This window comes from Streptomyces sp. WG7 (assembly GCF_049975785.1).
Lineage (GTDB): Bacteria > Actinomycetota > Actinomycetes > Streptomycetales > Streptomycetaceae > Streptomyces.
Map to the genome: position 1 here is coordinate 1 of NZ_JBNGGE010000026.1, position 24,504 is coordinate 24,504.

At 68.8% G+C, this 24,504-nt stretch carries 23 protein-coding genes and 3 pseudogenes; 12 read left to right on the forward strand and 14 right to left on the reverse strand.

The features are described 5' to 3' along the window. Positions 1 to 112: 112 nt before the first annotated feature. The 4 genes and pseudogenes from ACP4J0_RS23580 to ACP4J0_RS23595 form a co-directional block, all read right to left on the reverse strand. Positions 113 to 577: a peptidoglycan-binding domain-containing protein gene (locus ACP4J0_RS23580; protein WP_426600656.1), complete on the reverse strand. Its 465-nt coding sequence runs from the start codon at positions 575 to 577 to the stop codon at positions 113 to 115. A gap of 308 nt (positions 578 to 885) precedes the next feature. Next, positions 886 to 1,710, reverse strand: coding sequence for an AfsR/SARP family transcriptional regulator (locus ACP4J0_RS23585; RefSeq protein ID WP_426600657.1), 825 nt, complete (start codon positions 1,708 to 1,710; stop codon positions 886 to 888). 47 nt (positions 1,711 to 1,757) lie between these two features. Beyond that, positions 1,758 to 2,189 carry a CPBP family intramembrane glutamic endopeptidase gene (locus ACP4J0_RS23590; RefSeq protein WP_426600658.1) on the reverse strand — a complete coding sequence of 144 codons (432 nt, stop codon included), beginning with the start codon at positions 2,187 to 2,189 and terminating at the stop codon, positions 1,758 to 1,760. 892 nt (positions 2,190 to 3,081) lie between these two features. After that, positions 3,082 to 3,381: pseudogene (locus tag ACP4J0_RS23595) on the reverse strand (Atu4866 domain-containing protein). A gap of 338 nt (positions 3,382 to 3,719) precedes the next feature. Between ACP4J0_RS23595 and ACP4J0_RS23600 the strand changes: the two are divergent. From ACP4J0_RS23600 to ACP4J0_RS23615, 4 genes are all read left to right on the forward strand, one after another. After that, a complete protein-coding gene (locus ACP4J0_RS23600; protein WP_426600659.1) occupies positions 3,720 to 4,475 on the forward strand; it encodes an Atu4866 domain-containing protein in 756 nt (251 codons plus the stop codon). Between the two features lie 263 nt (positions 4,476 to 4,738). Then, complete coding sequence (locus ACP4J0_RS23605; protein WP_426600660.1) at positions 4,739 to 6,346, forward strand: alpha/beta hydrolase; 1,608 nt, start codon at positions 4,739 to 4,741, stop codon at positions 6,344 to 6,346. Then, positions 6,343 to 6,486, forward strand: coding sequence for a hypothetical protein (locus tag ACP4J0_RS23610; protein ID WP_426600661.1), 144 nt, complete (start codon positions 6,343 to 6,345; stop codon positions 6,484 to 6,486). The genes ACP4J0_RS23605 and ACP4J0_RS23610 overlap by 4 nt, the downstream gene beginning before the upstream one ends. Before the next feature lie 216 nt (positions 6,487 to 6,702). Further along, positions 6,703 to 7,356 (forward strand): SMI1/KNR4 family protein, encoded by a 654-nt coding sequence (locus ACP4J0_RS23615; RefSeq protein ID WP_426600662.1) that lies wholly within the window; start codon positions 6,703 to 6,705, stop codon positions 7,354 to 7,356. Positions 7,357 to 7,716: 360 nt separating this feature from the next. Here ACP4J0_RS23615 and ACP4J0_RS23620 read toward each other — a convergent pair whose 3' ends face one another. Continuing rightward, positions 7,717 to 8,187, reverse strand: coding sequence for a hypothetical protein (locus ACP4J0_RS23620; protein ID WP_426600663.1), 471 nt, complete (start codon positions 8,185 to 8,187; stop codon positions 7,717 to 7,719). Between the two features lie 34 nt (positions 8,188 to 8,221). Next, positions 8,222 to 8,830 (reverse strand): TetR family transcriptional regulator, encoded by a 609-nt coding sequence (locus ACP4J0_RS23625; protein WP_426600664.1) that lies wholly within the window; start codon positions 8,828 to 8,830, stop codon positions 8,222 to 8,224. A gap of 93 nt (positions 8,831 to 8,923) precedes the next feature. Between ACP4J0_RS23625 and ACP4J0_RS23630 the strand changes: the two genes are divergently transcribed. The 3 genes from ACP4J0_RS23630 (at position 8,924) to ACP4J0_RS23640 (ending at position 12,006) form a co-directional block, all read left to right on the forward strand. After that, entirely contained in the window at positions 8,924 to 9,964 is a 1,041-nt protein-coding gene (locus ACP4J0_RS23630; RefSeq protein WP_426600665.1) for an NAD(P)-dependent alcohol dehydrogenase, read from the forward strand. A gap of 597 nt (positions 9,965 to 10,561) precedes the next feature. Continuing rightward, positions 10,562 to 11,275: a hypothetical protein gene (locus ACP4J0_RS23635; RefSeq protein WP_426600666.1), complete on the forward strand. Its 714-nt coding sequence runs from the start codon at positions 10,562 to 10,564 to the stop codon at positions 11,273 to 11,275. Positions 11,276 to 11,388: 113 nt separating this feature from the next. Continuing rightward, entirely contained in the window at positions 11,389 to 12,006 is a 618-nt protein-coding gene (locus tag ACP4J0_RS23640; RefSeq protein ID WP_426600667.1) for a hypothetical protein, read from the forward strand. Between the two features lie 20 nt (positions 12,007 to 12,026). On the opposite strand, the gene ACP4J0_RS23645 is transcribed toward ACP4J0_RS23640, so the two are convergent. The 4 genes and pseudogenes from ACP4J0_RS23645 to ACP4J0_RS23660 form a co-directional block, all read right to left on the reverse strand. After that, on the reverse strand, positions 12,027 to 12,608 hold the full coding sequence (locus ACP4J0_RS23645) for a TetR/AcrR family transcriptional regulator (protein WP_426600668.1): 582 nt from the start codon (positions 12,606 to 12,608) through the stop codon (positions 12,027 to 12,029). A 547-nt stretch (positions 12,609 to 13,155) separates the two neighbouring features. Beyond that, a complete protein-coding gene (locus tag ACP4J0_RS23650) occupies positions 13,156 to 14,067 on the reverse strand; it encodes an SDR family NAD(P)-dependent oxidoreductase (RefSeq protein ID WP_426600669.1) in 912 nt (303 codons plus the stop codon). Between the two features lie 257 nt (positions 14,068 to 14,324). Then, positions 14,325 to 14,817: pseudogene (locus tag ACP4J0_RS23655) on the reverse strand (helix-turn-helix domain-containing protein); the annotation flags it as partial. 277 nt (positions 14,818 to 15,094) lie between these two features. Continuing rightward, on the reverse strand, positions 15,095 to 15,478 hold the full coding sequence (locus ACP4J0_RS23660) for a MerR family transcriptional regulator (RefSeq protein WP_426600670.1): 384 nt from the start codon (positions 15,476 to 15,478) through the stop codon (positions 15,095 to 15,097). A 63-nt stretch (positions 15,479 to 15,541) separates the two neighbouring features. Here ACP4J0_RS23660 and ACP4J0_RS23665 point away from each other — a divergent pair, with 63 nt between their 5' ends. Further along, the gene (locus ACP4J0_RS23665) at positions 15,542 to 16,330 is read left to right on the forward strand and encodes an SDR family NAD(P)-dependent oxidoreductase (RefSeq protein ID WP_426600671.1); all 789 of its coding nucleotides are present in this window, start codon (positions 15,542 to 15,544) and stop codon (positions 16,328 to 16,330) included. 371 nt (positions 16,331 to 16,701) lie between these two features. Then, positions 16,702 to 17,589 carry a CU044_5270 family protein gene (locus tag ACP4J0_RS23670; RefSeq protein WP_426600672.1) on the forward strand — a complete coding sequence of 296 codons (888 nt, stop codon included), beginning with the start codon at positions 16,702 to 16,704 and terminating at the stop codon, positions 17,587 to 17,589. Positions 17,590 to 17,744: 155 nt separating this feature from the next. On the opposite strand, the gene ACP4J0_RS23675 is transcribed toward ACP4J0_RS23670, so the two are convergent. Further along, positions 17,745 to 18,380 (reverse strand): TetR/AcrR family transcriptional regulator, encoded by a 636-nt coding sequence (locus ACP4J0_RS23675; RefSeq protein ID WP_426600673.1) that lies wholly within the window; start codon positions 18,378 to 18,380, stop codon positions 17,745 to 17,747. Between the two features lie 107 nt (positions 18,381 to 18,487). On the opposite strand from ACP4J0_RS23675, the gene ACP4J0_RS23680 reads away from it, so the two are divergent. Both ACP4J0_RS23680 and ACP4J0_RS23685 read left to right on the forward strand, forming a co-directional pair. After that, the gene (locus ACP4J0_RS23680; protein WP_426600674.1) at positions 18,488 to 19,426 is read left to right on the forward strand and encodes an alpha/beta hydrolase; all 939 of its coding nucleotides are present in this window, start codon (positions 18,488 to 18,490) and stop codon (positions 19,424 to 19,426) included. A 575-nt stretch (positions 19,427 to 20,001) separates the two neighbouring features. Beyond that, complete coding sequence (locus ACP4J0_RS23685) at positions 20,002 to 20,373, forward strand: hypothetical protein (protein ID WP_426600675.1); 372 nt, start codon at positions 20,002 to 20,004, stop codon at positions 20,371 to 20,373. A gap of 58 nt (positions 20,374 to 20,431) precedes the next feature. Here ACP4J0_RS23685 and ACP4J0_RS23690 read toward each other — a convergent pair. From ACP4J0_RS23690 to ACP4J0_RS23700, 3 genes and pseudogenes are all read right to left on the reverse strand, one after another. Beyond that, positions 20,432 to 20,653: pseudogene (locus ACP4J0_RS23690) on the reverse strand (hypothetical protein); the annotation flags it as partial. A gap of 346 nt (positions 20,654 to 20,999) precedes the next feature. Further along, positions 21,000 to 21,599, reverse strand: coding sequence for a TetR/AcrR family transcriptional regulator (locus ACP4J0_RS23695; protein ID WP_426600677.1), 600 nt, complete (start codon positions 21,597 to 21,599; stop codon positions 21,000 to 21,002). Between the two features lie 40 nt (positions 21,600 to 21,639). Then, positions 21,640 to 22,410 carry an SDR family NAD(P)-dependent oxidoreductase gene (locus tag ACP4J0_RS23700; RefSeq protein WP_426600678.1) on the reverse strand — a complete coding sequence of 257 codons (771 nt, stop codon included), beginning with the start codon at positions 22,408 to 22,410 and terminating at the stop codon, positions 21,640 to 21,642. A gap of 493 nt (positions 22,411 to 22,903) precedes the next feature. Here ACP4J0_RS23700 and ACP4J0_RS23705 point away from each other — a divergent pair, with 493 nt between their 5' ends. After that, the gene (locus ACP4J0_RS23705) at positions 22,904 to 24,385 is read left to right on the forward strand and encodes a tannase/feruloyl esterase family alpha/beta hydrolase (protein ID WP_426600679.1); all 1,482 of its coding nucleotides are present in this window, start codon (positions 22,904 to 22,906) and stop codon (positions 24,383 to 24,385) included. Positions 24,386 to 24,504: the final 119 nt, after the last annotated feature.

The following is a 24,504-nucleotide window of genomic DNA, read 5'->3' on the forward strand; positions in this document are numbered from 1 at the left end:
CGACCACAGTTCGTCCGACACGATCCACGGCCGCGACTGACGGTTTCCCATAACCAGACTTACGAGACAGCAGGCCGCGAGTCTCATGATCAGCAGCTTTTGTTAGAGCCAGTTAGCACCACATGTTGTAGCTGTATGTGCCCTGGCGGGCGAACGCTGCCTGCGTCAGCGGGCCCGCAAGGCCGTCGATCAGGCCACTGTAGCCCTGGGTGACCTTGAGCCAGCGCTGGAGAGCCTTGATGGTCAACGGCCCCGGGACGCCGTCTTCGACGAGGTTCTCGTTCCGAGCGTCGTTCAGAAACCTCTGCATCGCCTCCCAGCTGGCCGGGCCGAGATATCCGTCCTCGACGAGACCCGAGCTCCACGGAATTATGTTGAGGAAGCACTGGATACCCTTGGCCTGGGTCCTGGTGAGTCCCAGGTTGTTGTACGCGGCCACCGCTGCGGGCGAGGCTGCAACCGCAGACCGCGGGACGGGTGACATAGCCGCCGTGGCCGTGCCCGCGGTGGCCAGGCCGCCAGCAGCGATCCCGACCGCAGCGGTGACACTGACGAGTGCCTTTGTGAGAGCTCGCATGCTGTTCCCCTCCGTTGACGTGCGATGAACGAAACCGACCACACCAGCCAGCTCCGCAACGAGGCTGCGCCTCCGGCGCGATGTTCGGCCACAGTTGACCCAGAAGTGGCCTCATCCCGGGACGTCCCAGGCGCTGACCTGCTGAAATATTGCCCGCCGAGTCACTACGACGGGACGACCGCGCGCGGGCGACGGCCGATTCCGCAGGAGGGCGGGACCCCCGTTCGCCGTGACGGCTGATGCAGAATGAGGCCGGGACATAGGGGGGCCGGGCAGAACCCTGCAGCCTGCGCGAAATGATCGCGGGTTCAACAGGCGGCTCGGGCGAAGGAGGGGGCCAATACCTCCAGCCGGGGCACGTCGTGCTGCTGGATCGACCGACGGAGGCCGCGCAGCGAAGGGCCGGGCTCGACGCCCAATTCCACGCGCAGGACGTGACTGACCCGGTCGTACTGCTGCATGGCCTCAGCAGGTCGGCCCAACAACCACAGGGACCGCATCAGTAGGTCCCAGGCGGACTCGCGCAGTGGCTCTTCGGCGATCAGGTTCTGCGCGGTGTGCACGGCCTGGTCCGGTCGCCCGGACATCAGCAGCGTACGAACGTACAGCTCGCGTGCGGCGTGCCGGAGTTCCGTCAGGCGGGCGCTCTCCCGGGCGGCGAAGGGCAGGGCTGCGGCGTCAATCAGAGCGTCACCGCGCCAAGCCGTGAGGGCTGCGGCGAGCACCTCCGCGGCTCGCTCCGGTCGCCCGGCGTCCAGCAGATCGCGGCCGGTAGTCACAGTGCGCTCGAACCGTACGGTGTCCCGGTCCTCGTCGGCGGCGTGCAGGACATAGCCGTACGGCGTCGTGGCAAGGATGCCATCCGGGTCCGCTTTGGACGGCCCGGAGGAGTACAGGACACGACGCAGCCGACTGATGTGCGCGTGCACCGATGTCGCCGCCCGCACTGGGGGATGACCCTCCCACAGGTCATGGCAGAACCGGTCCAGACTGACGGGGCGGCCTTGGGCGATGAGCAGCCGGATCAGCAGCACACGCCGCTGACGCGGACCCAGATCAAGAGCAACACCCTCCCGGGTCGCCATCACAGGCCCCAGCAAGCTGAAGCGGACACCAGCGGCTTGAGTGGACATGGTTGCCCCTTTGGTTGTTGGTTCGTCAGGTCGGCCACGGACAGTCGTCAGTGCCGGCGGATGACGTGGATCTCGGGCAGCGGTGTCGTGGCGTACAACGGCATCGGCGTGGGTCGTGGGGCGCCCACGGAGATCCGCTGGGGGCGGTGACGGTGGGCGAGGCGGAGGACGACGGCGGCGTACAGGACGGTGACGGCCATGTCGATGAGGGCGAGCAGGACCGGGGCGCCGGCCGCGGTGTCGTCGGAGGCGAGGCCGTTGACGAGGGCGGCCGCGAGCCCGAAGCTCACCAGGTTGTTCAGCGCGTGCAGGGCGACGGTGGCTTCCAGCCCGCCGGTGCGCAAGGTGAGGTGGCCCGTGACGAGTCCGAAGACGCACAGGTCCACGAGGCCCCACACGGTGCCCCAGCCGTGCGCCGCGCCGAACAGCAGCGCCTGCGGCAGCACCGCGCACCACGGCGAGCGCAGGAAACCACCCACCGACAGCGCAACCGCCCTGTCACCGACGACACCGTGCCCGCCGGACGCCGCCCCGCCCAGCGCACCGCAAGCAGCACCGGTGGCAGCATCAATGCGATGTAGGACAGCTCCAGCACCAGATTCGGCAGCGCACCGAAGTCGAACGTCCCCTCCGAGCGTTCGGGAAACCCCGAGGCGACGCCCACGCCGTAGACACCGACACCGACACCGACACCGACACCGACGAGAGCGAACCAGCCACCGGCCAGCAGCGACAGCTCGAGCACCAGCCGCCACCGGCGGTGGTGCCCGGTGTAACGCGCCGTCCGATGGTAGGGGAGCGCGTTGAGCAGGGGTGAATCGGCCATGTGCACCAGCATGGCGAGGGCATCGTCCCGGTGCCTCCGCCGTCAGCAGGAACAGCGGCTCCATCGCTGGGTGCAGACGGCACCCGGTCCCGAGGCGGATAAGGGACGGTGGGAACTTGCTAAAGGTCGGGGGCGCATCACCGTACAGACCAAGTGCACGTGACGAAACAATCCCCGTCCGGCAGTCGTGTTACACCTGCCCCAAGGCGCCCCGCCCCCGAGCACCTCGAACACGACCGGTTGGCGCGCGCTCCGTGCAGCGCCTGCCTGGGCTCACACGTGGCGGGGTGCCTCTCAGACAACACCGCCCGATCCCCTGCGCGCGAGCCCTCCGAGGACCATCAACGACGCCGGCCGAAGCCACATAATCCGGGTTCCAGACCACAGGGCAAGGCCCGGCGTCGTGGTCCTGTGCGGGTGGGCTCGCGGACTGGCCGGCCTGTTCGGCCTGTTCGGCCGGGGCTCGACGGCTGTGCTGCTGTCGTGAGAGCGGGCGTTCGCGGGTTTGGTGGTGGCGGCTCGGGTCATCTGCGATCGGCTCTTGGTCATGGCCGGGTTACCTGCCGGTGCCGGGCGTGTGTGTCGTCCTGGCGGTAGAGGACGAGGTGCTCGTGGTGGAGGATGCCGTCGCGGACGTCGCCGGTGGCGGTGAAGCCGGTGTCGTCGACGTAGTCGAGGTGGTTGCCGGTGACGGTTTAGCGGCCGGTGTAGGTGCTTTGGCGGTTGCCCCGGGCCTCGTCGTAGCGGCCGTTCGGGAGCAGTTCCTGACGGATGCGGCCGTCCGCGGATACCCCCATACCGACGTACGCGTGTGGATCGTGGGCGGGGGTGTCGTTGCTGGTCATGGCTCTACCCTCCGTCCTGCGGCGGGACGCGACCAGATAGCCGTCCTCCCGGGCGAGAGCTTCCTGAGAGCCGTGTACCCACCGTTCACGGGGCCGTGATCACCCACCCGCCTTCTGGGCCCACCGTCCGGGGACATCTCCTCGCTCATCGTCGCACCGGGTGGCACGTCGTGGGTGCGGTGAACCTGGGGCCAGGGCGGCCTGGTTCCCATGCCGGAAAGCACCGAGGCTGATGGTGCGGAAGCCGCCCGGGGTCATCAACCACCCGTCCGGCCCGTAGCAGCGCACTCGGCGCAACGCTCACACCGACCGACCTGAGCTCACCTGAGGAGCAGGCGATGAACACCACTGACACAGACATCGCGGGCTGGAACTCCAAGGCCCTCGACGAGATCCTCTCGAATGAGGCGGGACGCCCCGTCCTGTTCACCAACGCCCGCATCCTGACCATGGACCCGCTGATCGGGACCATGACCGGAGCCGACATCCTGTTCGTCGGCTCGCTGATCGTGGCGGTCGGCCCGTCTCTGTTCACCGCGGCGCATGACGACAATGCCATCGTCGTCGACTCCACGGGACTGACCATCGTCCCCGCCGTCGTGGACGCCGTCGCGCTGGCCGGCGGCCGTGGTCAGCGCTCGGAGCATGTCGCGACATTGACTCCGGGCAACACCAGCGACCTGCTGGTGGTGCCCGACGAGCTCGCCGCCGATGTGCAGAGCGCCTTGGCCACCCTGACGTCCCGACCGGACCGAATCCACGCACTGATCGCGGCCGGCCGTCCCGTGCTGTGGGCCGGCAAGGACGCCCCCGGCCGGGCCACCGCGCCCGCCGTGGGCATCCCGGCCTCACCGGACCTGACCGGCAGCCCGCGGGTCGGCGTCTGGATCTGCCAGGACGACTTCCTTCACCAGGAGCTCACCGCCGACGGCCGCTACGACGAGACACGGGGTGGACGGCCGCACGCCTACCAGGGGCGGTACTGGATCGACGGCGACCGCATCGACTACCTGGATGACCTCGGCTTCTGGGCCGTGGGCTACTTCCGCGGAGACGAACTGCACCACGTCGGCTACATCATGCGCCAGGGCTGAAGGGTGCGGCCTGCGTAGTCGTTACTCGACGGATCTGTCCGGAAGGCGTGAGGGCCCACCGACTCCGTCGGCGGACCCTCACGAAAGATCGAGGCTAGTTCGCACGACCTAGGCGAGGTTCCTTCTGGTGGTCGACGTGTCAGGGGGTTCGGGCCGGAAGGATCGAGGCATGGAGCGAACCGATGCCGTCATCGTCCTGGTCTCCGGTTCCATCACGCTTGACTCCTTGACTCGTTGACAACGACCTCAGATCGGCAGAAAGCATGTCCCATCACCGTTCGTCCCGGGCCGTCATAAGCCTGGCCGCGTTCGCTGTACTCGCGGTAGCCACCAGCACCGCCTGCGATCCCGGGGCCGATGCCGCCGTGGACGGGGCCACCGGGGCCACCGGGGCCCCCGTAGTCCCCGCAGTCCCCGCTGCTCTCAGTGAGCAGAAGCTGGACTGGGCCGCATGTTCCGCTCCGTCCAAGGCCCAGGGCGGCGGCGATGAACCTGAGGCGTTGCCGGACGGCACACAATGGGAGTGTGCCGGCATGAAGGCGCCTCTGGACTACGCGAAACCTGACGGTAGAACGATTGACATCGCCCTCATCCGGGCGAAGGCCGCGAAGAAATCCGGCAAGGAGAGCCTCGGATCCCTGGTCTTCAACTTCGGTGGCCCCGGAGGTTCCGGGGTATCCACGCTTCCCGCCTTCGCAGCCGACGAGTACCTGGAGCTCCACAAGCGCTACGACCTGGTCAGCTTCGACCCGCGGGGAGTCGGGGGGAGTGCTGGTGTGAAGTGCCTGGACGACAAGGTTATGGACGCCTGGCTGGCCCAGGACTCGACGCCGGACGACGCGGTGGAGGAAAAGGCACTCACCGTCGGCGGCAGCGTCTACGCCCGGGCGTGCAAGAGCAACTCGGGCGGAGTGCTGGAGTACGTCGGCACGCAGGAGGCCGCACGCGATCTCGACCTCATGCGCCAGGTCCTCGGCGACGACAAGCTGAACTACTTCGGTGTCTCCTACGGAACACAGCTCGGCGGTGTCTACGCCCACTTGTTCCCGAAGAACGTCGGACGGACCGTCTTCGACGCTGTGGTCGACCCCACCGAGGACTATGCGGAGAGTCTCCTGAGCCAGACGGAGGGGTTCGACAGCGCGCTGCAGAATTTCCTCAAGGACTGCGTGAAGCAGGAAGAGTGCTTCTTCGAGGGGAAGAACCCCGCTCAGGGGGAGAAGGAGGTCACCGATCTGCTCAAGGGTCTGGACGCCGAACCGCTGCCCCTGACGGAGGGCGACCGCTCCCTGACGCAGAGTCAGGCAGTAATGGGCATCATCGCCTCTCTCTACAGCCAGGACATGTGGTCATGGCTCAGCACTGCCCTGGAGGAGGCCAAGGCGGGAGAAGGCGACGGGTTGCTGTGGCTCGCCGACTCGTACTTCGAGCGCACTCCCGACGGCGCGTACTCCAACGCCAATTTCGCCAATACCGCGGTGAGCTGCGCTGACAGCAAGGACCGCTTCACCGTCGAGGACGTGCGCCGGAAACTTCCCGAGTTCCGCAAGGCCTCCCCGGTGTTCGGCGACGCGACTGCCTGGATGTTGCTCGGATGCACCGACTGGCCCGTGGCGGGCCACGCCTCCACCGTTGACGTGAAGGCCGACGGCGCGGACCCCATTCTCGTCATCGGCAACACCGGTGACCCGGCCACCCCCTACGAGGGTGCCAAGAAGATGGCGGACGCTCTCGGTGAGGGAGTCGGTGTCCACGTCACCGTCGAAGGCGAGGGACACGGCACCTACGGGGTCAACAAGTGCCTGACCAAGGCGGTGGACGAGTACCTGCTCGGCGGGACGGTCCCGAAGAACGACACCGTCTGCTCGTGAAACCAGGAGGCCCCCGCCTCCCCCGCGAGAAGTTCGGAGCCGGCCTCGGCCAGGAGGCCGGCTCCGAACGCGTGTATCTGCGGGAAGCCATGGTGTTCCTCGGCGATGCCGCCACCCCGTCCGGGGCACGTCCGTCCTGATGCCGGGGGGGACCTCGCTCAGTTACATGCTCCTGCCGGAGGCGTGGGGACGTGGGCACGCTCTTGAGGCGTGCGCAGCTGCGCTCCAGGGTCTGTCAGTACGAGTTTGGCGTCCAGTGGGACGGCCCTTTGGGAGATGTTGCTGGACTCTTGCAGGCCAGGGCTGCCAGCGGTGTGTGAGGTCTCGTTGTCGGTGCAGCCGTCTGTCTTCGCCTCATGGCACAGATAGATCTTGCCGCGTTCCATCGTGAATGGACTCGCTTCGAATCGTGGCTTACGACGCACTCGCCCTCCGACCAAACAGCGTTGCAGAGGCCGGCGGGACGCGAGCGGCAGGCCGAGCTGGAATCACGGCTGGGCTTCGCCCTGCACCCAGAGCTGAAGGCACTCTTGGACCTGCACGATGGAGTCGCTGAATCTGTAGCCGTCCCGAGCCCTCGCGTGGGTCGGCCTGCTGGGGCGTTTCTACCTTTGCAACATCAGCTGTGCAGTGTGGACGACATCGCGATGATGCACGACGTGCTCGTCGAGGTCAGCGAGGACTTCATCGAAGCGGGATCGGCGGACGAAGAGGAGGCGGACGAAGAGGAGCTGGCTGCGAACCTACATCGATGTGTACCGTTCGCTCTTCCCAACGACGGCGGGGTCGCCCTTATCGACCACCGCCCCGGGCCTTCATATGGGCATGTGTATGAGATGGGCATCGGATCGGGAGACCTGGACGGAACATTCTGGGCCACAGGTCTGACAGAGCTCTTCCGAGCTCTGTGCGACGCCTTGGAGACAGGCACCCCCTTCCTGCATTACTGGCCCACGAACTCCAAGGATCAGTTGGGCCGTGGCTCCCTTGAGTGGGAGATCCGAGCCTGAGCGCGGCGAGGCCGCCACCAGATACTGAGAGTCGACCGACCCGTCAGACGGTCTACTTCGCAGGCTCCCGCCCACCACCAGCATGAGTATCCCCGTAGAACCGTCACACCAGTCCTTTGACCTGCGGCTTCAAGTCGGTGGAGGCTCACTGCGATTCCTGCTCGGCAGCTTCTCCCAGAAGCGCGTGTGCTGAGTCCGCAACAGCCGGGGCGCCGTGACCGCCGTCGAGCGGCCGGCAGCGGTCGAGGAGCTGACGGTCCGCTGCCGGGATGGCGGCCACGCGCGGGGTGCGGCCCTGGCCGTGCAACATCACGTGCGCAGTCGGCAACGGCGAGACGTCGAGGGCTTGCGGTGACGCCCTCAGCGATCAGCAGGCTGGTCCGGGGTGACGAGGCGGCGTACGGCATCGGTGATCGTTGCGCGCTGACGTGCGGGTGGGACCAGGGCGTTGACGTCCTCCGTGTGGTGCTGCCACATGTTCGCGAGTGCCAGGACGAGCGCCAGGATCTCCGCGGCCGGCTTGTCCCGCCGGACGCTGCCGCGTTGCTGGGCGGCCTCGATGGAGGCGATCTTGTCTTGCATCGAGCGGGCCACGATGTCGGGCGCCGACCGTTCGGTGCTTTCCAGTGCGTACCACGTGAGGAAGCGCATGGCCTGGGGGTTCTGCTGCCCGGCGTCGTGCAGGCGGCCGGCGTATTCGGCCAGGTCGTCGGCGTCGACGGGGACCGCGTTCACGGTCTGCTCGGCGATCGCTTCGTAGACGGCCTCGAACAGGCCCTCCTTGCCGGCGGCGAAGGAGTACACCAAGCCAGGGCTGATGCCGGCCCGCATCGTGCGTGAGCGTCACCAGGAGGGGTGGGGGCAGTCATGAGGGGGATGCGTCGCCTCCGCCGGCCGCGGTGGCGCTCTGGACGCAGTCGCGGAGCAGGGTGCGGCGCTGGTCATGCACGTCATCGGGTTCTTGTCTGCTGGCCGCATATACGTTGCTGACCGGTGACCAGGCCATGGACATGGCGATGACCATGGCCATGATGTCGAACGGGTCACCTGCGCGGACCCGCCCGGCGGCCTGGGCCTCGGCGATGGCCGTGAGCTTGCGGTCGTCGTAGTGCTGGTGGGTCTCGACGAGGTGCCCGGCAGGCCGGCGCTCCAGTCGTGTCCAGGTCGCCAGCCGGATGAGGTCGGGGCGGCGCAGGTATTCGTCGTAGAGGCGAACGGCCCACCCCGCGAGATCGTCGGCGTCGATGGGCACGACGTTGGTGATGCGCTCCAGCGAGCTGAGGAAGATCGCGTCGAAGAGTCGCTCTTTGTCGCCGAAGTAGGCGTAGAGCTGTGCCTTGTTGGTGCGCGCTGCCGTCACGATGCGTTCGATGCGCGCCCCGGCGATGCCGTGCTGGGCGAACTCTTCGGTGGCGGCGTCCAGGATGCGCTGGTAGGTCGCGGCGCCTCGCGAGGTCTGGGGCTGTTCCGGCATGCCCGCAGCCTACCAAACAGAACAGTTGGTTTGCCTTGGGGTGCGGCCGCACCTAGTCTTCGGCAGACCGAACAGTCTGTTTAAGGAGTGAGTATGCGAACGACCACCGGTTGGCGGGCGGCCGGCCCGACGGCGCTGCGGCGCACGTCGCTGGAGCGCCGTGACCTGCGCCCGGATGACATCGCGGTGCAGGTCGACTACTGCGGCGTGTGCCACAGCGACCTGCACGCCCTGCACACCTACGGCCAGCACACGAAAGCGCCCCTGGTGCCCGGTCACGAATTCACCGGCGTGGTGGCCGGGATCGGACGGGAGGTGACCACCTTCTCGGTCGGCGACCGCGTCGCGGTGGGCAACATCGTCGACTCCTGTGGCGTGTGCGCCATGTGCGAAGCCGGACAGGAGAATTTCTGCCACTCCTTCCCGACTCTGACCTACGGCGGCACCGACCGGCAGGACGGGTCGACCACCCTGGGCGGCTACTCCCGCGAGTACGTCGTGCGCGACACCTTCGCCTACCCGCTCCCCTCCGGCCTCGACCCGGCCGCAGCCGCCCCGCTGATGTGCGCCGGCGTCACCGTCTGGGAACCCCTGCGCTCCCTCGGCGTGGGCCCCGGCAGTCGCGTCGCCGTGGCCGGGCTCGGCGGCCTGGGCCACCTCGCGGTCAAGATGGCCGTGGCACTCGGCGCCACCACGACCGTCATCAGCCGCACCCAGGGCAAGCGCGACGACGCCCGCGAGCTCGGCGCTCACGACCTCATCGCCTCCACCGACAGCCGGCAGATGGCCACGGCACGCGACACCTTCGACGTCGTCATCGACACCATCTCCGCCCCTCACGACCTCGCCCCGTATCTGAAGCTGGTGGCGATGGACGGCACCCTCAGCCTCCTCGGACACCTGGGCACCGTCACCGTCGAGGCCACGGACCTGCTCATCGGCCGCAAGAAGCTCAGTTCCGCAGGTAGCGGAGGCCGCCTGGCGACAGCCGAGATGCTCCAGTTCTGCGCCGACAACAGCGTCGCCGCCGACATCGAAGTACTCCCGTCGTCACAGGTGGAAGCGGCACTCGACCGTCTCCGGCGAAACGACGTCCGCTACCGCCTCGTGCTCGACATGTCCGACCTGGACTGAAAGGACAGTCGGCCGGGCCATGGCGTGCGGGCCGGCCAACGGCACGCGCGTGGCCCGGCACTCCGCCCCCCTCACCCGGCCGGTTTGCGGCTGGCGTCTGAGCCAGGACTCCAGGGCCGAGCGGGAACGGACCACGGGCCGCCACCACCTCGGGGTCGCAGAGCCAGGCGGCGTGGGCGGGGCCGTCCTCAAGGGATCCGCCGCCGTCGGCGAAGGTGGTGATGTTCCGTCCTGGCTCACCGCGCGGACCCGGGCAGCGCCTGCTTCCAGGGACGTGATTCCGTGCGGTAGCTCCACAGGCCGACCCGGTCACTGGCCACTGGGGTTCCGGCCGGAGACAGGTCCGGTATGGGCCAGAATGCACGATCATGACCCTCGGAATGCGGGGCGGCCCCTGCAGTCCAATGAGCCTGTCGGTCCCTGTTGCGTTTTGCCCGTTTCGTGTGAGTCGCAGAGGCAGGGAGTCCGTCCTGTGCCGTCCTTGCCGCACTACGAGATCATCACGGATCCGACGTCGCTCCAGGCGTCGCTCCCCGGAGAGCCGCCCGTGGCGACGGTGCACATCCTCGTCTCCGACAATCACCACGCCACGGTGCGGTGCGCTGGGACTACATCGATGTGGAGCTGTCGCAGTTCGCCGGCACCGCTGACCTGACAAACAAGCCTACGAGCTCGTCACACGATCATGAGCGGGGCACTTCGGGATCCTCGTGGGCTGCGCGCCGCGACAGGCGTGGCATCGTCGTGCGGATGAACCATGTGAACAACGCTGCCAGTTCCTCCGAAAGTGCCTGGATCTTCGGCCTGGAGGAGATTCCCGCCGTTGACGTGAGCGAGGACGGCACGACGCATCCTCCCGTCTTCGGCAGGATTCTGATCAGGGCCCCCGAGGACACGCCACAGGCTTTGCGATGGGCAGCGGAGGAATTCGTTGACCAGTGTGGGCCTGACTGGGCAGTCTCGTCTGCCCTTCTGCAATGGCTCAAGATCGAGGCCGGCGACGAGCTACTACTGGGCGTGGAAAGCTGTGTTCTGGAGCGCGTCTCCGACGATCAGGTTCGCCTTCACGCAAACTACAACCAATGGGACGATCTGGTCGTCCCTATCTCAGCTGTTCGACGCATGCTGGCCGACATGGCGCACTTCATCGTCACGGAGGCCCGCCACCCGCTGCCTGCCTGGAGGATCAGGCGACTGGGAGAGCGGGACTGGAGCCGCAGGCGCGACGCCGAGCAGGCCGAAGGCCGGCATGCGCGACCTACTGGTCAAATTCTTCCTTTGCTCCCAAGCGCGGCACCACATACACCCTGACAGCCAAAGCGCCCGGCGGTGCTCACCAGCGGGGATATCTCCTCACCACGACCGTCCACGCGAGCATCCCCGAGTTCGAAGGCGGTACGCGCATATCGTGGATCGAGGGAACGGTGCGCAAGGGCCGCGCCGTCTTCACCCGGGACGGCGTGGAGATCCAAGACCAGAATCACCCTGCTTTGGGCAGGCTGCGGGCCGACAAGGCCGACGTGGACTCGGTGATCACCACTCTGGTTCAGGGGCGGACCGCCGATGCGGGCCGGATCTCCTTCCCGGACGGCGGCGTCGATGTGCAGTACGGCCAGAACAGCACGCCGGGCGTCGTCAAGGCCGCGCGGGCCGACGTGGACGGCGTCAACACCACCTGGGCGGGCAGCCGCGACGCCGGTAAAGGCTGGATGGAGTTCTCCCAGCCCGGGGCAACCGTCCACAAGGACGGTACCCAGGACCGGGGCACCCTCAGCGCCGGCAAGGTCGACGTCAACGGTCTCAACACCAAGTGGGCCGGCGACCGCGACGGCGGCCGCGGACGGATCGAGTTCCCCCAGTCCGGGATCACCGTCCGCAAGAACGGCGGCCGAGAATGGGGCACCGTCGCCGTCGGCAGGGCCGACCTCAACGGCGTCAACACCAAGTGGGTACAGGGACGCACCGCCGACGACGGAGGGATCGAGTTCCCCGCTGCCGGGCGGGCAAGGATGACCGTCCGTGCAGGTCCTGACCGTTCCTGAAGAAAACGTGGTCTGGGACGTCACGCGTCCGACGGCGCGGGGCGCATGCCTTCGAGCAGGGTGTCAAGGTAGCGGCGGGCGGTTTGGGTCCTGTCGGTGGGGGTGCCGCCGTGGACGTTCACGGCATGGGCGATGCCGCACATGAGCGGGACCAGGTCGCGGGCGGCGAGGTCCGGGCGGACGGCTCCGGCGTCACGGGCCCGGTCGAGGAGCTCGGTGCCGGCCGACGCGAGTGACTCTTTGAGTTCCGTGGTCCGCGGCAGGGCGTCCACGGCGGCGGAGGCGACCGGGGGCAGGGCGGCATCGGTGAGCTGTGCTTCGAGGACGCGGGACAGGAAGCCCTGCAGCGCCCGCCAGGGGTCGACGTCGGCCAGGGCCTGCTTGCCATGGCCGACGAGGTCTTCGAGGCAGGGGGCGGCGACGGTCTCCAGTAGTGCCTCGGGGGTGGGGAAGTGCCGGTAGACGGTGGCGACCCCGAGGCCGGCCCGGTGTGCGACATCGTTGAGCTGCAGGGGGGTGCCCTGGTCGACCAGGGCACGGGCGATCGCGACGATCCGTTCCCAGTTGCGGGCGGCGTCCTTGCGCAGCGGTGCGGTCGTCATGGCAAGTGTCCAGGTTGCTCGTCTTGGTTCGCGGGCCGGTCAGGTGATCATATGCGGGCGTTTCCGGGCGGGCGGGGGCCGCGCTCAGCAGGAGCGCGGTGACCCGCTGCCGGTGCCGCGCGGCACCCGCAGGACGACCGCGCCGCCCAGCGAGCATCCGCAGACGGCGAAAGTGCCGAGTCCTGCCGAGTCCTTCCGCGTCCGCCGCGGCGACGCGCTGGTCCGCCAGGTCGTCGAACTTCAGGGGCGCAGCAGGGGTTGGGGTGGCACCCGAGCCGGGGTGGTCGACGCCGGCGACGGTGTGCCGCGCGGCGAGACCGTCCATGATCGGCCCGAAGTCGGCCGCGATGCCGCCGCCTGCGCCATGGGCCAGGAGGAGGCCGGTGCCGGAGCCGTGCTCGGTGCGGGTGCAGGGGGTTGGGTCGTCGGGTCTGCGGTGGTCATGAGGGGTGCCCTCGTGCGAGAAGGAGTGAATGGGCGGCGGTGGGGGTGGGGCGGCGGTGGGGTGGGGTTGCACTGGTCGTACGGCCGGCGTCGGGCCCGGGGCTCATCCGAGGTGCTCTGTGTTCGCTGGGGTGGCCACGGGTGCGTGGGCCTGGCTGAGCCGACGCACGGCGTCGGCGATGCGGGGGCCGGTCGCGGCGCGGAACGGGGCGACGGGATCGGCCGAGGGGCCGATGACGAGGCCGGTCCGGCCGGCCAGCGCGGGGTCGGTGGCGGCGGTGATCGAGGGCCGTGCGGCCACGGATGCGGAGCCGGAGGTGGAGCGTTCGAACAGGCGGCGTACCAGCGGCCACAACAGCCGCAACGGCGGGGAGACGATCTTCGGGTCGGTCATGGTGCCGTTGGTCATGTCGGTCGCGGCGCCACCGGGATCGGCGGCGAAGACCGACACGCCCGTTCCCTCCAGCCGCTTCGCCAGGTCGAGCGTGTAGGCGAGGTTGGCCAGCTTGGCACGCCCGTACCAGTGGAAGCCGTAGTAGCCGCCCGGCGGCTCGATGTCGTCGAACGCGCGCCTGGCGGCGGCGACCGCGGCCGAGGTCACGTTCACGACCCGGCTGGGTGCCCCGGCCGTGAGCGTGGGCAGCAGCAGCTCGGTCAGCAGGTACGGCGACAGGTGATTGACCACGAACGACGCTTCGACGCCGTCGATGTGCTGCCGCCGGGCGAACATCGCCCCCACGTTGTTGACCAGCACCGTCAACGGTCCCCCCGACGCCGCGTGCTCGGCGGCGAGCGTGTCGGCCAGCGCGCGGACCTGGTCGAGCGAAGCCAGGTCGACGGAGAGGAACCGGCCGGGGTGCGCGGGTTGCTCCGCGTTGATCCGCTCGACTGCCCTGGCGCCCCGGCCGGCGTCGCGACCGATCACAGTGACGGCGAATCCCGCGGCGGCCAGCCCCAGTGCCGTCTCCAGACCGATGCCGCCTGTGCCGGCCGTGACCACGGCTGTCTTCGCCATGAACGCCTCCATCCAAATAATCGGATAGGCCATCCGCTTAAGTGGGACGCTAGCACAAACGGATGACCTATCCGATTGCTGGATGTCAGAGCGTGTGCAGGCTCAGGCTGTGCCGGCACGGAGCAGGTGGGCGACGGGCTGTGCAAGGCTGGACTTGCCCGCGCCCGGACGCCCGGTGACGGGTGCGGGCTCCCTCGCTGTTCGGTGCGTCTCACGGACCCGTGAGACGTGCCCGCGCCCCCTGTTCCGTACTGATCGGTCTCGCGTGGTGTCCAGTGACTCCTTCCACGTCTTGGTGCGCTGGAAGGTGACACCACGGCGGGCGAGCAGGTCCCGTAATGCCTCGCAGCCGATGAGAATGATCCGGCCGTGGACTTTGCGCAGGTAGGCGACGAGTTTGCGCAGGGACCAGCGGGTGAAGGGCTGGCCGAGCTTGGTCGGGCGGGTGGTGGCCGTCTGGATGACGAAGTCCTCGTCGTCAGGGCTGAGTCGGCGGGGACGGCCTCCCGCCCACTGAGGGTCCAGGCAGGCCAGGCCGATCTCGTTGAACCGGTGGATCACGTCGCGGACGGTGTCCTCATCGGCCTGCGCCAGTTGGGCGGTCACCGGCACGCGGTTCCCGCCGGCCGAGGCCAGCAGCATCATCGCCCGCCGGTAGCGAACTGAGCTGGTGCTGCCACGGCGCACGATCTGCTGCAGTTTCTGCCCCTCCTGGTCGGTCAGTCTGCGCACACGGACAGGCTCGGCCACCGCGCCTCCAGCGATCGGATCGGATGTCACCCCACATCCAACCGCCACGACCATGTGCCGAAGCACGATAGGTGTCACGAGCAGCAGTCGGTGACCTGCGACCTTGGCCGAGCGAAGCACGGTGATTGTCACCGGATTGGCGCGCTGCCTGTCAGCAGTAGCGCGCTAAGCATGACGGGAGTCATCGACTCCAGTGTTCAGCCGTCTCGCAGTTCGTCGGGATGACGCACCAACGCCAGGTTTTCCTGGCTTGATCGGACACCAGATGTCAGTCGCTTCAGGCGGAGCAGACGGGTTGGCCGCCGAGGCCGGCCGGGGTCGCCGTGCCCGAGAGGTAGCGGTCGAGCATCTCGCGGCGCTGAGTGATCTGCTGCTCTTGACGGGCGAGTTCGTCGCGGACCTGCCGGACGCGGGCCAGGAGTTGGGTGCACTCGCCTTCGGGAGGCGTCGGTGCGGTGCAAGGGAGAATGTCCCGGATGATCTGGGAGGGCAGTCCCGCGCGGTAGAGGTCCTGGATGAAGGCGACCTGGCGTACGGCCTCCTCGCCGTAGTCCCGGTATCCGTTGGAGCGGCGGTCGCTGGAGAGCAGCCCTTGGCCCTCGTAGTACCGGAGCGAACGGGTGCTGGCCCCGGTGACTCTGCTGAGTTCTCCGATGCGCATACTCTCTCCTCCGCCGGGCCAGGCTTGACATTGACGTTAATGTCAGAGTTTACCGTTCCGGGCATGAAGTCGAAGAAAGAGACGATGCAGGGTGTTGCTGTCGTGACCGGTGCCGCGACAGGCATCGGGGCCGCGATCACCGAGCGGCTGGCCGAACAGGGCATGCACCTGGTCCTGGTCGCACGGGACGGCGCCCGCCTGGAGGCGGCGGCCGAGCGGCTGCACGCCGAGTACGGGGCCCAGGTGTCGACGCTCGCGCTGGACCTGTCGCAGCAGAGTGCTCCAGCTCGGCTGGCCAAGTGGCTGACGGGTTCGGGAACCGAGGTCGACGTGCTGGTCAACAATGCCGGCGCCAGCCTGATGGGGCCGGTCGCCAACAGCGATCCCGCGCGGCTTCGGGGCCTGGTCAACCTCAATGTCGGCGCGATGGCGGAGCTGACAGCGCTCTTGCTGCCCGCGATGGTCGCGCGGGGGCGGGGGGCTGTCGTCAACATCGCGAGCACCGGTGCGTACGCACCCGCTCCGTATGTGGCCGCATATGCGGCCTCGAAAGCGTTCGTGCTCTCCTTCACCCAGGCGGTGTGGGCCGAGACGAAGGCGACGGGGGTGCGGGTCGTGGCGGTCAGCCCCGGCCCCACCGACACTGCGATGAACACGCGGCACATGCCGGGCAAGCGCGAGCCCGGTTCCGTCGCGGACACCGTGATGTCTGCCTTGCGCAGCCGGGGCCCGGCAGTTGTCGATGGCGGTCTCAACGGCTTCCAGACCTTCGTATTCGGTCGCCTGCTGCCCGCGTCACTGGCTGCCCGGATCGCCGAGCGATCCCTGCGCAGGACGGCGCTCGGGCACTGAGGCTCCGCGCTCCCGGACCTATGACGCCTCGTCAGGAAGCAGCACTGTGGTGGCAGACGCCCTACCGCCACCACGCCGGACCAGGCACCGACGCGAAGTGACAACCAACCTGCCTTGGTGACGCCTATCGTGCCTCGGCTCAGACCATCAACCCGGCGAACCTACGCGGTCAGAGCACTAGCTCGACGGGCCCTGCCACCACCTGCGGACGGCTCGTGCCGCCCAGGGGATCAGGTACCGCAACGTCTGCTCCGCTGTGACGGCAGCGATGGCGACGAGCAACGCGTCCTTCATCTGGTCCTCCCAGGAACCCGGCCGGCTGCGGAGCACGGAGCCCCGCGGATACACCGGTCGTCCCAGAGGACGGTGACGTGCACCGCCGAGCGTTACTGACCACGCTCGCCATGACCGGTCAGGACCGCGCCCCGGCACCGTCCACCGCGGGCCGCAGCGCCGATCCCACGACGCCACGTGGCGCGGCCGTGCTGCTGGACCGGATCGCCTCGGTCGCCTCCCGGAGCGACGGACAGAAGGTAACGGACGATCAGTTCGTGTACGTCAGGACACTGGAGACCGGGAGCGAGGGCGAACTCGGTGGCCCGCTGAAGCTGGGCAAGCCCAGCGAGCGTGAGGTCTGGACGTCACAGAAGGCGGGGCCGGTGATCGATGTCGGCCTGATCCACCAGGACGGCTCGTACGGCCCGATCACGGTCGGGGTCCCGGACGGCGAGACCCCCGTCGGCTACCCGGCGGGCCTGAACCGGCCGACGTACACGTGGCTGGCCTCGCTGCCCACCGACCCCGACGCCCTGCTCCGGCGGCTCACCACCGAGGTCACCCGGGACCAGGACTCGCGCGACACTCCGGCCGAGGACCGGGACCAGGCCCAGGACGTCTTCGACGCCATCGGTGAGCTGCTGCCGGAGCTGATGCCGCCGAAGACCGCGGCCGCCCTCTCCAAGGCGGCGGCGAAGATCCCCGGCGTGACCGTGGACTCCGACGCGGTGGACGCGGCCGGCCGGCACGGGATCGGCGTGGCCCGCGACGACACCCGGACCGGCCGGCGCACCACCTGGATCTCCGACTCGACCACCCTGGAGTACCTGGGCCGGCGCACCTACCTCACCCGGGACACCACCATGGGTGAGAAGGGCACCCTGCTCAGTAAGTCGGCGGTCCTGGAACGCGGGGTCGTCGACGCCCTCCGCGAGAGGCCGTCGATCGAGAAGCCGTCGGCCGGGAAGCCGTCGACGACCTGATCCCGGCAGGGGCGGCCGGGGCGTGGCTACGCGCCCCGGCACCGGGCCCCGGGCACCGGGCACCGGTCGCGCTCCGCACGGCCCCCGCCGGGCACGCCGGGCACGCCGGGCACGCCGGGCATGGATGTCGGCGGCGAGCCGACACACCCAAGTCGCTACCGGACGAGGTAGCTCTCGATGTGGTCGATCACCGCTGACACGGCCTGCCGGTAGGCGGTGCTCGACCGGCGGACCTGGGACAGCAGCATGCCGCCCTGGATGGCGGCCAGCAGAGCGGTGGCGAGCGCGGCGGTGTCAGCGCGCTCGCTCAGCTCGCCGCGCGCCTGCATGCGTGCGAGTCCCGACCTGATGGGGCCTTCCCACCGGTCGAAGGCGGAGACGAGTCCGGCCCGTGCCGACTGGTCACTGTCGGCGAGTTCACTGGCGAGCGAGCCGATCTCGCAGCCGCCTTCGCATCCCCTGGCGTCCTGGCGGTTCCCTGCCCTGTCGCACCACTCGCGCAGGGCCTCGATGCTGTCCAGGCTGTCCAGCAGCGGACGCTGCCGGGCGAGCTGGGCGTCCGTCTGGTGGTCGATGACCGCCAGGACCAAGCCCTGCTTGTCGCCGAAGTAGTGGTAGATCTGTGACGCGCTGACCCCGGCGGCCGCCTGGATGTCAGGGATGCTCGTGCCCCTCGCGCCGTGGTGGAACATCAGTTCCGCAGCGGTCTCGATGATGCGTTCGCGGGTCTTGCGGCCGCCCTTGGTGAGCCGCTGCTCCTTCGGCTCTCCGGCCTTCATTGGTGCGCTCATGTGCCCACGCTACCCAAGTTGGAATTGACATTCCAATTTTGCGCCACCGATGATCCTGGAAAGGTCATTCCATACCGGGTGGCCGTCTCTTCGGACAGGTGAGTGCTATGTCCCTCGACCCGCAGATCGAGACCCTGCTCAAGCAAGTGGCCGCAGAAGGCGGACCCGCGCCCGAGACTCTTACGGTGGCGGAGAACCGCGCGTTCGGGCGCGCCCTCGGCGACCTGGCCGGTGCTCCCGTACCGGTCGCCGACGTCCGGGACACCACGGCCGTCACCGACGGCCGCGGCATACCCGTCCGTATCTACCGGCCCGTCGCCGAGCCGAACGCCGGGCCACTGCCCGTGACGCTCTTCTTCCACGGCGGCGGATGGGTCTTCGGAGACCTGGACACCCAGGACAACATCGCCCGCACCGTGGCCAACCGCTCCAGCACGATCGTGGTCTCCGTCGACTACCGGCTGGCACCCGAGCACCGCTTCCCGGCCGCGGTCGACGACGCCTACGCCGCGCTGACCTGGGTCGCGGACAACGCCCCCGGCTTCGGGGGCGACGGAGAACGCATCGCCGTGTTCGGCGAGAGCGCAGGCGGCAACCTCGCCGCGGTTCTCGCACAGGAATCCCTGCGCCGCGGGGGACCTCGCATCACGCTCCAGGTGCTCGCCTACCCGGCGGTCGACCGGTTCGACGACAGCCCCTCGATGTACGAGAACCTGATGGGCCCGGTCCTCTCCCGTTCCTACCTCGAGTGGTTCTGGGGCACCTACCTCAGCACCCCGGACCAGGGCGCCGACCCGCGGGTCTCGCCGGCGCGCTCCGACGAACTGGCCGGCCTTGCTCCCGCCGTCATCGCCACCGCCGAGAACGACCCCCTGCGCGACCAGGGCGACCGCTACGCCCGCAAGCTGGCCGACGCCGGCGTGCCGGTCCAGCACCTCCCGGTCGAGGGAGCCGTTCACGGCTTCCTCTCGTTCACCGGCTCGGTGCAACTCTCGCGGGACATACTGAACCGGCTCTCGGAGGCGGTGGCCACGGCCTTCGACTGACCCGGCCTGTGCGGCACCGCCAGTCACCAGACCCCTGCCGCAGGCAAGCAGGACAGCGACCACCACTGTGCTGACCCTCGCTGTGAAGCAGCCGGTCCAGGGCTGTTCGGCCCGGCCACTTCGTCTGCGGCAGCTCGTGGCCATCCCGACCGATGAGCCGTTCGGCAGCCGGTCACGGTGACTGTTCACCGAACGGCAGGCCCCCACGCCCGGAGAGCCGAAACGGACCCTGACCAGCCCAGAAGGAGGCTCAGGAACAGGCACTCAAGCTCGCGCATCTTCGTGCCGGCACGGTGATCCGCCGGACCGGTCCTGGCAGTGGTGCTGGTCCAGGAGCGGCGTCATGCGTCTTCCCGGGCGTGGGCCAGGGCGATCCGGGCCAAGGCGTCCTCGGGTACTCGGCGGGGATCGGCGGAGGTCATAGGGTGGCCGACGGCGGCGGCGCTGCGAGCGGCTGCCCCCGGGCGGAGCCGAACAGGCTGGCGGGAGAGTCGGACCGAGGCAGCCTGGTTGTCACCTGGGAGGCGGGCTACTTGTCACAGACGCTCAATCAGCAGCCGTCACCAGGCCGAGGCATGACGCGCGACGGGCTCGCCGAGATGCTCGGTGAGCAGACGACGGCATGGGGGCCTGCACGCGACGCGTTGATCGCCGGCGGAACCTTCGTCATCTGGGACGGCCTGGTTCCTGCCGACCGCCTGGCACATGCCTACCGGACGCGGCTCCGTATCACCCAGAAGCGCGGCCAGCCAACGCTGGCGCTCGCCGCCACTGTCGACATCCTTTCCCATGCAGCAGAAGAGCCTCTCCGCATCGGGCGCATCGACGCGGCCGGCACGTCCTGGACGTTCATGCTGTTCCTCAACGCCACCGCCACGGCGGTACTGGCCTGCACCGGCGTCGCGACAGGCGAGGCCTCGGCAGAGCCAGCCCCTGACGCGAAGTGACAACATGCCTGCCTTGGCGACAGCATGCCTGCCTTGGTGACAACTATCGTGCTTCGGCTCAGCAGTCCGGGCGCGCGGCTGTTCGGGGCGGGAGTGGGGAGTGCTGCAGGTCGAACTCGAGGTGCTCGATGCCCGTGCAGCGGACCTCTTCCAGACTTCCGGCGCGGCGGCCGCCGTCCTGGAAGTAGGCCTCCTCGAGCGCTTCGGCCGCGATCTCGTGGAACCTGGCGTCGCCGGCGCCTGCCTCCTGGGCGCCGAAGAGGCGGGCGGCTTACTGCGGGGACTGGTGGTCACCGCGGACGCCGTGGATCACGCACGAGGGCGCGTTCGGTCCGCCGCTCGACGCCGCCCTCGCCCCCGCGAGCGCGCTCGATGCCGGCTCGTACGCCGGCTCGGAGGGCCGGGCCACACCGAGCGGCGCCGACCTCGTCGAGGCCATCACGCCGATCGTGGTGCTGCCCTTCTGGCGCGACCTGGCGAAGGGCTTCACGCTCAGCGGGCCGGCCCGCCCCAGCCCAGCCCGCCTGCCCCAGCCCAGCCCGCCTGCCCCAGCCCAGCCCGGCTCTGGACGGCGGCCGGGCATGGCCGGACCGTCGAACCCGCCCCTGTCACCCGCGCCGTCCGAATCAGCGGCCATGTACGGCGTCGAGTGCTTCGGTGAAGTAGACGGCGAGCGGCCGGTCCGCGCCGGCTCGGGTCCAGGCTTCTCCGGCGACGTCGAGACACGTGATCGCACTTGCCACGACGGCCGCGGCACGCAGGTCGGCCGTTTCCTCGGGCGGGCCGAGACGTCGGCGTACCTCGGGGACGAGGTCGGACTGCCAGCGCAGGTGCTTCTCGATGCTGCGGGCGCGCAGGGACGGGCTGCCGTACATCATCCGTGCGACCGCGAGCGTGCGTTCCTCGTCCGCCTCCGCGTCTCCGACGGCCAGGATCGCGGAGCGCAGCGCTGTCCAGAGGTCCTCGTCATCGGGATGCTTCGCGAGTTCGGCACTCACCCGCGTGCCTTCATCGGCGAGGCCACCGAGGACGATGTCCTCCTTCGTTCCGAAGTAGCGGAAGAACGAGCGCCGGGACACGCCCGCCACCGCGACGATCTCGTCGATCGTGGTCTGCTCGAACCCCTTTTGGAGGAACAGGTCCATGGCGACCTGGATGATCTCCGCCTGGACGGAACGACGGGTCCGGTCCCACAGCCGCTCCACCGAACCTGCGCTCTCCGTCATGCGACCAGCATAGCCACGCGTTACGACGGCCTTTCGGGGGTCATCGGCGCTGCGCCATGGCGCGGGTCATCATCCGTCCGATGGTTCGTGTCATCCGACGGCGGCCGAGCAGACGCGAGCCACCAGCGGCGGCCCGGTTCCCGCCCCCGACGATGACGCTCGGCTTCGGATCGCGGCGGTCGAGTGCGCCCAGCGCGGTCCGGACGACCGCCGACGCCGTCATCCGCCGGGCGTTGCCGCTCGCGCTCTCCCCGGCCACGTCGAAGAACTCCGTCTGCGTCGCCCCTGGCGAGACGGCGAAGACCTTCACCCCCGAGCCCAGTTCCTCGTACCAGAGCGCCTCGGTGAAACTGAGCACGAACGCCTTGGACGCGCCGTAGACGGCCATGGTGGGGCTCGCGTTGTACGCGGCCATGCTCGCGATGTTGATCAGGAAGCCCTCTCCCCGCTCGCGAAGGCGCGGGAGGAAGGCATGACTGATCTCCACGACCCCGAGGACATCGAGCGCGATCTCGGCCTTGAGCCGGTCGAGCTGCTCGTCGCGGAAGAACCCGTGGTTGGCGAAACCCGCGTTGTTGATCACTCCGGCGACATCGATGCCGAGCCGGTCGATCTCGGCACGCAGCGCTTGTCCCGCCCCCGGTTCCGTCAGATCCATCGGCAGGGCCGTGGCGCGAGCACCGTGGCCGGACAGCTCCGAGGCCAGCGCCTCAAGACGCTCGGCACGGCGGGCGACGAGCACGGTGTCATGGCCACGCGCCGCGAGCTGTCGTGCGAACTCCGCACCGATGCCCGCACTCGCCCCGGTCACGACTACCGCTCCAGAGGTGTCCATAGCTTTCCGCCTTCTCCTGTAAGTGGGTTGGACCTGAACCGGTCTGAACACTCTGAAACAGCCTGAAAGAGCCTGAAGCGGCCTGAACAGATCTGAACTGGCCTGAACCGGCCTGAACGCTCCTGCGACAGCTCCTGCGACTCGCCGAGCGGCCCGAGGTCCGTCCGCGACCTTCACCGATACCGTATGCCATCCTGGCACTTGGTGCCAGGATGGCATACGGTGCACCCCACGGTTGGAGCGTCGCTCCGTCGTCCCGAGGAGGAAGCGGCACATGACCAAAGCGACTTACCCGCCCGGCCCCCGGCGGAGAGGCAGAGTCCGTCGAGCCCTGTTACCGATCACGTCGGTAGGGATCGCGTGGACCCTGGCGATGTCCACGCCCACCTCCACGTTCGCCGCACCGGCCGGTACCCGGGCGGCTGACGCTTCGCCGACGGGCGGGACGGCGGTTCGTTCGTGCGAGAGCATGACCGACCTGCGTCTGCCCGGCAGGACGGTCGAGAGCGCCACTTCGGTCGGTGCCACAGACGAGCTTCCGGCCTACTGCGACGTCCAGCTCACGGTGACCGACCCCGAGTCGGACGAGTCGTTCCGGGTCGGGGTGTTCCTCCCCTCCGCGACATGGAACGGCCGGTTCGTCGGAACCGGCGGCGGCGGCTTCGTGGGCGGGGGGCCGGACGAGCCGTGCGGCCGGTACGACCCGTGCTCCCTGGCGGACGGCTACGCCACGGCGAACACCGACGCCGGAGTACCGACGACGAACAACCAGGGGGAGTTCGCGCTCAACCCCGACAACACCCTCAACAAGCCCGTCGTCGATATCTGGAATCACCTGGCCGTCCATCAGACGGCTGTCAGCGCCAAGAAGGTGATCGCCGCCTACTACGGCAAGGGCCCGGCCTATTCCTACTTCTACGGCGGCTCGGCCGGTGGCCGCCAGGCCATGACGGAGGCGCAGCGCTACCCGCACGACTATGACGGTCTCGCCGTGTTCTGGCCGGCACTGAACTTGTCGCGCCTGCTTCCCGCCTCACTCTGGCCACAGGTCGTGATGAACGTGGCCGGGCACTTCATCCCGCAATCGACCTTCGAGGCGGTGAACGACAAGGCGATCGCCCAATGCGACGGACGCGACGGCGTCCACGACCGCATCGTCTCCGACTGGCGCGCCTGTGGCTTCGATGCCCGCACCCTGATCGGCGACGTACTCACCGCGCAGGAAGCCGACATCATCGACAAGATATGGAAGGGCCCGCGCGGCACCGACGGCAGGTTCCTCTGGCACGGCCCGCCTCCCGGCACTCCGCTCGACCGCATGGCGGGCACCGTGACCGACGAGGACGGGACCACCTCTCCACAGCCGCGAGCAGACGCCCTGACATGGGTCACGCACTGGGTTCTCCAGGACCCGGACTTCGACTGGCGCACCCTCACCTACGAGAAGTTCGCTGACGTCTTCGAGAGGTCGGTCGCAAAATGGGAGCGGACGGTCGACGCGGTTGACCCCGATCTTTCCGCCTTCCGCGCAGCCGGGGGCAGAATGGTCATCACGCACGGCACCTTCGACAGTTCCATCCCCGTGCAGGGGACCGTCGATTACTACGACAAGGTCGCGGACAGGATGGGCGGCACCCGTGCCGTCCAGGACTTCGCACGGCTCTTCCTGGCTCCCGGCGGCGGACACGAAACCCTCATCAGGTCGCACCCTCATCCCGGTTTGATGCCCGCCGGGTACTACGGCGGACTTCCGAGCTCCGGCAGTGCGCTGGAGGCGGTCGTGAACTGGGTCGAGAAGAAGAGGAAGCCCACGACGCTGCTCGGCGTCGGCGAGGGATCGACCGGAGAGACCGGCATGAAAAGGCCGCTGTGCATGTACCCCCTCGCCGCGCGCTACAAGGGCCATGGCGACACGAACGACGCGGGCAGCTTCCGCTGCGCCGCGAGGTGAGACCCCACTCCGGCAGAGCTCGTTGAGCCCGGCCGGTGACACGTCCCGCTGTCCCTGCAGCTTCCAGGCCGCTTCGGCCAGGGAAGCACTCGGTGGGGACAGCCGGCGGTGGGGACAGC

Coding starts and splice junctions, on each gene's coding strand:
- ACP4J0_RS23580 (WP_426600656.1), bottom strand. CDS start 577: ATGCGAGCTCTCACAAAGGCACTCGTCAGTGTCACCGCTGCGGTCGGG.
- ACP4J0_RS23585 (WP_426600657.1), bottom strand. CDS start 1,710: ATGTCCACTCAAGCCGCTGGTGTCCGCTTCAGCTTGCTGGGGCCTGTG.
- ACP4J0_RS23600 (WP_426600659.1), top strand. CDS start 3,720: ATGAACACCACTGACACAGACATCGCGGGCTGGAACTCCAAGGCCCTC.
- ACP4J0_RS23605 (WP_426600660.1), top strand. CDS start 4,739: ATGTCCCATCACCGTTCGTCCCGGGCCGTCATAAGCCTGGCCGCGTTC.
- ACP4J0_RS23615 (WP_426600662.1), top strand. CDS start 6,703: ATGGCACAGATAGATCTTGCCGCGTTCCATCGTGAATGGACTCGCTTC.
- ACP4J0_RS23620 (WP_426600663.1), bottom strand. CDS start 8,187: ATGCGGGCCGGCATCAGCCCTGGCTTGGTGTACTCCTTCGCCGCCGGC.
- ACP4J0_RS23625 (WP_426600664.1), bottom strand. CDS start 8,830: ATGCCGGAACAGCCCCAGACCTCGCGAGGCGCCGCGACCTACCAGCGC.
- ACP4J0_RS23630 (WP_426600665.1), top strand. CDS start 8,924: ATGCGAACGACCACCGGTTGGCGGGCGGCCGGCCCGACGGCGCTGCGG.
- ACP4J0_RS23645 (WP_426600668.1), bottom strand. CDS start 12,608: ATGACGACCGCACCGCTGCGCAAGGACGCCGCCCGCAACTGGGAACGG.
- ACP4J0_RS23650 (WP_426600669.1), bottom strand. CDS start 14,067: ATGGCGAAGACAGCCGTGGTCACGGCCGGCACAGGCGGCATCGGTCTG.
- ACP4J0_RS23660 (WP_426600670.1), bottom strand. CDS start 15,478: ATGCGCATCGGAGAACTCAGCAGAGTCACCGGGGCCAGCACCCGTTCG.
- ACP4J0_RS23665 (WP_426600671.1), top strand. CDS start 15,542: ATGAAGTCGAAGAAAGAGACGATGCAGGGTGTTGCTGTCGTGACCGGT.
- ACP4J0_RS23675 (WP_426600673.1), bottom strand. CDS start 18,380: ATGAGCGCACCAATGAAGGCCGGAGAGCCGAAGGAGCAGCGGCTCACC.
- ACP4J0_RS23680 (WP_426600674.1), top strand. CDS start 18,488: ATGTCCCTCGACCCGCAGATCGAGACCCTGCTCAAGCAAGTGGCCGCA.
- ACP4J0_RS23685 (WP_426600675.1), top strand. CDS start 20,002: ATGACGCGCGACGGGCTCGCCGAGATGCTCGGTGAGCAGACGACGGCA.
- ACP4J0_RS23695 (WP_426600677.1), bottom strand. CDS start 21,599: ATGACGGAGAGCGCAGGTTCGGTGGAGCGGCTGTGGGACCGGACCCGT.
- ACP4J0_RS23705 (WP_426600679.1), top strand. CDS start 22,904: ATGACCGACCTGCGTCTGCCCGGCAGGACGGTCGAGAGCGCCACTTCG.